We start from the raw sequence: 6039 nt of genomic DNA, 5'->3' as shown, positions 1-6039 counted from the left end.
GGCTATCTGCGCTCTCGAAACGTTCCGAGAGCGCAGATAGCCAGCACTCAACGAAAGGGGTCAGGTCAGGTCGATCGTGAGTGGCTCGAACTTGGTCGCCGGCGGGTAGCTGCCGCCCCAGAGCTTCGCGCCGTCCTCCGTGAGCTCGACCTGCTGCCAGGTGAGGCGCGCGCCGTCGTCCGACCGCTCGGGGGCGCCCGCCAGGCGGAACGCGACCGTGCGCACGTCCGCGTCGCGGTCCCGGATGGACATGGTCCAGTCGGGACCGCCGTCGGCCGGTGCGACGACCTCGATGTCCGCGACCTCGCCGACGAACGAGCCGAAGTGCCCGATGAACACCACGGAACCCGTGAATCCGAACGACGTGCCCTCGGCGGACGGGTCGGGCGTGCGTCCCGGGTCGAGCGGGAAGTGGAACGAGGCGCCGCTGCCGCCCACGGCGTCGTCCTGCACGATGCGGCCGCCAGGCGCCCCCATGACGTACATCAGCAGGCTTGCCTTGATCTCCCAGTCCAGATGAGCCACCCGAGAACGGTACTCCCACCTGGGGAATCGTCGTGCTTCGTTCGGCGCGTCGCGCGGGTCCGGTCTCCGGGTCGCCGTGCGTTCACGGGAGCGTCGCCCGGCCGACGACGGCGGGCCTTACCCCGGCAACCGGACCCGTCCAGGCTCGGGCACATGAAGACCCTCCTCCGCCGCAGCACCGCGGCTCTCGCCGTGACCCTCGCGGGCGCGCTGGCCCTGGGCGCCGCACCGGCGTCGGCCCTGCCCGCCGACGCGGACGACGCCGCCGCACGCGCGGCCGCGCACCACGACCGCACCTTCGACCTGCAGGCCCACCGCGGCGGCATCGCGCTGACCGTCGAGAACACGCTCCCGGCGTTCGACAACGCCCTCGCGCTCGGCGTGAGCACGCTCGAGCTGGACGTGCAGATCACGCAGGACGGGTACGCCGTCGTGACCCACGACCGCGACCCGAGCCCGGCCAAGTGCGTCGACACGGAGCCGGCGTTCCCGGGCGACCCCGAGTTCCCCTACGTGCCGAACAAGACGTACATCAAGGACCTCACGCTCGCGCAGGTCCGCACCCTGGACTGCGGGTCGCTGCGCCAGCCGCAGTTCCCCGGGCAGGAGCTGCACCCGGGCGAGCGGATGCCGCTGCTGTCGGAGGTGCTGGCGCTGGTCAACCGGCACCGGGCGCACCAGGTCAAGCTCAACATCGAGACCAAGGTCGAGGCGGGCGCCCCCGAGCAGACGGCGCCGCGCGAGCAGTTCGTGCAGGTCGTCGCCCGCGAGGTGCGCAAGGCGCGGCTCGTCGACCAGGTGACGATCCAGAGCTTCGACTGGGGCTCCCTGACGCGGATGAGCCAGGTCGAGCCGCGCTTCGGCCTGGTGGCGCTGACCAACGGCCAGCAGTTCCTCCAGGTCGGCGTCGAGGGCGCGTCGCCGTGGCTCGGCGGCCTGGACATCGACGACTTCCCGGGCTCGATCCAGCAGAAGTTCGTCGCGGACGCCGCCTCCTTCGGCGCCGACGCCGTCTCGCCCGTGCACGGCGACCCGCAGGGCGGCAGCGTGTCCGACCCGGGCTACGTCGCGTTCACCACGCCCGAGCTCGTCCGCGCCGCGCACCGCGCCGGGATGGACGTGATCCCGTGGACCGTCGACGACCGCGCCACGATCGAGTCCCTGATGGACATCGGCGTCGACGGCCTCATCACCGACCGGCCGGACCTGCTGCGCACGATCATGGCGGAGCGCCACCTCAAGCTTCCGAAGCGCTACTGACCGGCCCGCGCCGCCCCGCCGGGCGCAGCCCAGTGATCGGGCCCAGAACTCTGGTGAGTTCTGGGCCCGACCGCTGGGTGGACCAACACCAGCGGGCGAGGCCGCGTCAGCCCGCAGCCGTGTCGGCCTCGCCAGTTCCGGCGCGGGGCGCGGCCCGACGGCGTTCGCGGCGTCCGCGGGCCAGCTCCGTCGCCAGGGCGTCGAGCGGCTGGGCGAAGGTGTCCTCGAAGCGGGCGAGCCAGGCCTGGGCGGCGGCGGTCCCGGCGTCGTCCACGGAGTAGAGCCGGCGCGTGCCCTCGGCGCGCACCCGCACGAGGCCGGCCTCGCGGAGCACCTTCAGGTGCTGGGAGACCGCAGGCTGCGTGATGCTGACCCGCGCCTGGAGCGCGCTGACCAGGGCCCCCGCGGGCTGCTCGCCCGCGACGAGCAGCTCCAGCAGCCGACGTCGGACGGGGTCGCCGAGCGCCTCGAACACCCCGGCGCGCGCCGTGTCGAGCGCGCCGGACGGCTCGCGCCCGCCCGCGACGTCGTCCTCGTGCGGTTCGCGCCCGCCCGCGGCGCCGTCCTCCGCCGCGCCGCCGGGGAGCCGGGCGGCGGTGGGCACTCAGGCCCCCGGCTGCGTGGTGTAGAAGCCGATGGTGCGCGCGCCGGCGGCCCGCGCGGCGTCGGCGTCGTCCCCGCCGGCGATCGCGGCGTCGGCCCAGCCCGTGCTCGCCAGCCGCACGAACTCGACGCCCACGGGGGAGAGGGTCCACGACTCGAACTCGCTGGCGTCGTTGGTGGAGCCCGTGGCCAGGTGCAGGCCGAGCCCCACGAGGGCGAGGTCCCAGCCGACGCCGACGGCGCCAGGGCCGTACTGGGTCCAGAAGTCGGGGTCTACCACGGCCTCGTGCACCAGCTCGAGCGTGGTGCCGCCGTCGGCGGGGCGCAGCGAGACGGTGACCCACGAGACCTGACCGCCGAACTCCCAGGTGATGTCGAAGCTCTCGGGGGCGTCGCAGCGTTCGACCAGGCCGCCCGCCTGGCCCTCGAACTGGTAGCGGCCGCCCACGGAGAGCTCGCCGCTGACCGGCAGGAACCAGCGGGGGAGGCGCTCGGCGGTGGTGAGGGCGTTCCAGAGGTCGTCCCGGTCGGCGTCGTAGGTGCGGCGGGCGACCGCGATCTTGGTCGGGGTGCCGTCCCGGCTGCCGTCGCGGACCTCGCGGGTCATGAGCCCGGCAGTGGCGACCGGGTCGATGGTGCTGGTGCTGGTCATGATCTCTCCTTGTATAAGCGGTCACTTATTTATCCCACACGCGGGCCGGGTGCGCAAGGTGGCCGGTTGCGCGCCGTGGTCGGAACCCGGCAGAAAAAGTGTGCCAAGCACGTGGCGCCGCGGGTGTCGGTGAGGCGGGGTAGGTTCCGAACATGGCCCAGAGTCCGACGGCCCGCATCGCGGTGGTGCCCGCCACGGCCGACCGGTTCGACGACGTCGCCCGCGTCCTCAACCCGAGCGGGCGCGAGCAGGCGTGCTGGTGCATGCACTGGCGCGCGCCCGCCAAGGAGGACGTCACCACGCGCGGCGCCCGGCTGCGCGCCCTGACGGAGGAGGAGCCCGCGCCGGGGATGCTCGCGTACCTCGCCGGCGCCGACGCCGGTGATGGTGAAGGTGACGGCGAGGTCGCCGGCTGGCTCGGCTTCTCGGTGCGGTCGGCGGCCCGGTCGCTGCAGCGGTCCCGCGTGCTGCCGGTGGGGGAGCCGGAGACCTGGGCCACCACCTGGGTGTTCATGTGCGTGACGGTGCGCGCGGGCTTCCGCCGGCAGGGGGTGGCGCAGGCGCTGCTCGACGCCGGGGTCGACTACGCCGCGGCGCACGGCGCGACGGCGCTGGACGCCTTCCCCGTGGAGCCCGAGGACGGGCGCCGGGTCCCGGTGAGCGCGGCGTTCGTCGGGACCGTCGCGATGTTCGAACGAGCGGGCTTCGACCGGCTGGAGCCGACGGACGCCACGAGCGGGCGGCTGACCCGCTGGCACATGCGGCGGGAGATCGCGGCCTGAGGCCGCGCGCCGTCCGGCACCGCGCCGTCCCGCACCCTGCCGCCGCGGGACCTACTCCTCGACCGGTACGACCACGCACAGCTCGAACGTGTCCCGGCCCCGCCGCACGAGGTAGCGCGCCCGGTCCGCCGCGGCCTCCGAGGCGTTCTCGTCCTTGAAGCTCCAGCGCACGTCGACCCACAGCAGCGCGTCGCCCACCTGCTCGACCGCCTTGATCTCGGGCACGGCGGCGACGAGCCCCTGTTCCCGACGCGAGGCGAGCATGCCGCCGAGGCTGGTGCGCGCTCCCTCGGCGTCGGGCACCACGACGGACCGGTCCGCCTCGACGATCACCGACGGGTACGCGAGGCTGTCGGCCAGGGTGTCCAGGTCGCCCGCCCCGAGCGCGACGCCGTAACCGACGAGGAACGCGAGCAGGTCGTCGCGGTCGTACGGGGTGCTGGTCATGCCCACACGCTAGACGGCCGCCGCCCGCCCCACCACCTCGTTGAGTGCGGGCTATTTGTTGCTCCGAACCGGTTGGGGCAACAAATAGCCAGCACTCAACGAGGCGTTAGCGGGTGGCGTGGGACAGGGCCTGGGACAGGTCCGCCCAGAGGTCCTCGACGTCCTCCAGGCCCACCGACAGGCGGACCAGGTCCGGCGAGATGCCCGCCTCCTTGCGGGACACCTCGTCCATGATCCGGTGGGTCAGCGACGCCGGGTGCTGGATCAGGCTGTCCACGCTGCCGAGGCTCACGGCCGGGGTGATCAGCCGCACGGCGGAGACCAGCGCCACCGCGTCGGCGGAGGTCTCGAACGACACCATCGCCCCGCCGATGCTCGGGTAGTGCACCCGGGTCACCCGAGGGTGCTCCCCGAGCCGGCGGGCCAGCTCGGCGGCCGTGGCCGCCGCTCCGCGCACCCGCACCGAAAGCGTCGCCAGGCCGCGGAGCAGCTCGTACCCCGCCATCGGGTGCAGCATGGCGCCGGTGACGAACCGGACCTGGCGCAGCGACCGGGCCATGTCCTCGCCGCAGGCCACGACGCCGCCCATGACGTCGCCGTGCCCGCCCAGGTACTTCGTCGCGCTGTGCAGCACCATCGTGGCGCCCTGCTCCAGCGGGCGCTGGAGCACCGGCGTCGCGAACGTGCTGTCCACCAGCACGGGCACCGGCGCGCAGGCGTCGGTCAGGGCACGCAGGTCCACCTCGTCGAGCGTGGGGTTGGCCGGGCTCTCCACGACGACGAGCCCGGTCCGGGCCGTGATGGCCGACGCCGCATCCTCGGGGGTCGCCCACGTCACCGAGGTGCCGAGCAGCCCGGAGTCGAGCAGGTGGTCGGTGGTGCCGTACAGCGGCCGGACGCCGACGACGTGCGGCCGCCCCGCCGCGACCTGGGTCAGCAGGCACGCCGACAGCGCGGCCATGCCGCTCGCGAACGCGACGGCGGCCTCCGCCCCCTCGAGCTCGGCCAGCGCGTTCTCGAAGCGGCGCACGGTCGGGTTGGCGACGCGGCCGTAGACGGGCGGGCCGCCGTCGTCGTGCCCCTCGGCGAACTCGTCCAGGCGCGTGGCCTCGCCGACGACGTCGTACGACGGGTAGGTGGTGGACAGGTCGATCGGCGGGGCATGGAGCCCGAGCGCGGCGAGGTCGTCCTTGCCGGCGTGGACGGCGCGCGTGGTCCAGGAATGCATGCTCATGGGTGACTATCGGCATTCGGGCTGTCCGACGGCGCCGCGGCGTGCTAGATATTCGGCCCATGACCCAGAACGTGCTCCTGGATTCGGTGGACCGGGCGCTGCTGATCGAGCTGCAGAACGACGGGCGTCTCTCCAACAAGACGCTCGCGCAGCGGGTCGGCGTCGCGCCGTCGACCTGCCTGGCGCGCATCCAGCGGCTCCAGAACGCGGGAGTGATCCGCGGGTACCACGCCGCGATCGACCCGGTCGCCGTCGGACGTGGGCTGCAGGCCATGCTGATGGTGCGGCTGACCACGCACTCGCGGCCCCTGCTGGGGCCGTTCGTGGAGTGGGTGCGGCGGCTGCCGCAGACCCGGGCCGTGCACCACGTGTCGGGGCCCGACGACTTCCTGATCAACGTGGCCTGCGCCGACACCGACGAGCTGCAGCGCCTGGTGCTGGACTTCACGGCGCGCGGCGAGGTGGGCCGGGTGCAGACGGACCTGGTGTTCTCGTCCTGGACCTGCGGCCCGGTCACCCCGGCGGAGTGACCGGGC

General features: G+C 73.7%; 8 protein-coding genes. 3 read left to right on the top strand and 5 right to left on the bottom strand.

Features of this window, described 5'->3' with window-relative positions; translation table 11 throughout:
* Positions 1 to 60 precede the first annotated feature (60 nt).
* Positions 61 to 525 (bottom strand): HtaA domain-containing protein, encoded by a 465-nt coding sequence (locus ACFWEJ_RS26330; protein ID WP_377232129.1) that lies wholly within the window; start codon positions 523 to 525, stop codon positions 61 to 63.
* 303 nt (positions 526 to 828) lie between these two features.
* Here ACFWEJ_RS26330 and ACFWEJ_RS26325 point away from each other — a divergent pair, with 303 nt between their 5' ends.
* Positions 829 to 1785, top strand: a complete 957-nt coding sequence (locus tag ACFWEJ_RS26325) for a glycerophosphodiester phosphodiesterase family protein (protein WP_377232130.1) — start codon at positions 829 to 831, stop codon at positions 1783 to 1785.
* A gap of 106 nt (positions 1786 to 1891) precedes the next feature.
* Here ACFWEJ_RS26325 and ACFWEJ_RS26320 read toward each other — a convergent pair whose 3' ends face one another.
* Both ACFWEJ_RS26320 and ACFWEJ_RS26315 read right to left on the bottom strand, forming a co-directional pair.
* Entirely contained in the window at positions 1892 to 2389 is a 498-nt protein-coding gene (locus ACFWEJ_RS26320) for an ArsR/SmtB family transcription factor (protein ID WP_377232128.1), read from the bottom strand.
* Entirely contained in the window at positions 2390 to 3040 is a 651-nt protein-coding gene (locus ACFWEJ_RS26315) for an SRPBCC family protein (protein WP_377232127.1), read from the bottom strand. It lies immediately after the preceding gene.
* A 152-nt stretch (positions 3041 to 3192) separates the two neighbouring features.
* Between ACFWEJ_RS26315 and ACFWEJ_RS26310 the strand changes: the two genes are divergently transcribed.
* Complete coding sequence (locus ACFWEJ_RS26310; protein ID WP_377232126.1) at positions 3193 to 3822, top strand: GNAT family N-acetyltransferase; 630 nt, start codon at positions 3193 to 3195, stop codon at positions 3820 to 3822.
* Positions 3823 to 3873: 51 nt separating this feature from the next.
* Here the strand turns inward: ACFWEJ_RS26310 and ACFWEJ_RS26305 are convergent, their stop codons facing one another.
* Both ACFWEJ_RS26305 and ACFWEJ_RS26300 read right to left on the bottom strand, forming a co-directional pair.
* Positions 3874 to 4269 (bottom strand): hypothetical protein, encoded by a 396-nt coding sequence (locus ACFWEJ_RS26305; protein ID WP_377232125.1) that lies wholly within the window; start codon positions 4267 to 4269, stop codon positions 3874 to 3876.
* A gap of 106 nt (positions 4270 to 4375) precedes the next feature.
* Positions 4376 to 5503, bottom strand: coding sequence for a trans-sulfuration enzyme family protein (locus tag ACFWEJ_RS26300; RefSeq protein ID WP_377232124.1), 1128 nt, complete (start codon positions 5501 to 5503; stop codon positions 4376 to 4378).
* A gap of 59 nt (positions 5504 to 5562) precedes the next feature.
* Here ACFWEJ_RS26300 and ACFWEJ_RS26295 point away from each other — a divergent pair, with 59 nt between their 5' ends.
* Positions 5563 to 6033, top strand: coding sequence for an Lrp/AsnC family transcriptional regulator (locus ACFWEJ_RS26295; RefSeq protein WP_377232123.1), 471 nt, complete (start codon positions 5563 to 5565; stop codon positions 6031 to 6033).
* Positions 6034 to 6039: the final 6 nt, after the last annotated feature.

This window comes from Promicromonospora sp. NPDC060204, from assembly GCF_042728455.1.
In the GTDB taxonomy this organism is placed as follows: domain Bacteria; phylum Actinomycetota; class Actinomycetes; order Actinomycetales; family Cellulomonadaceae; genus Promicromonospora.
Note: the sequence above shows the minus strand (reverse complement) of the source record. Positions and strands in the feature narration are given on the sequence as shown.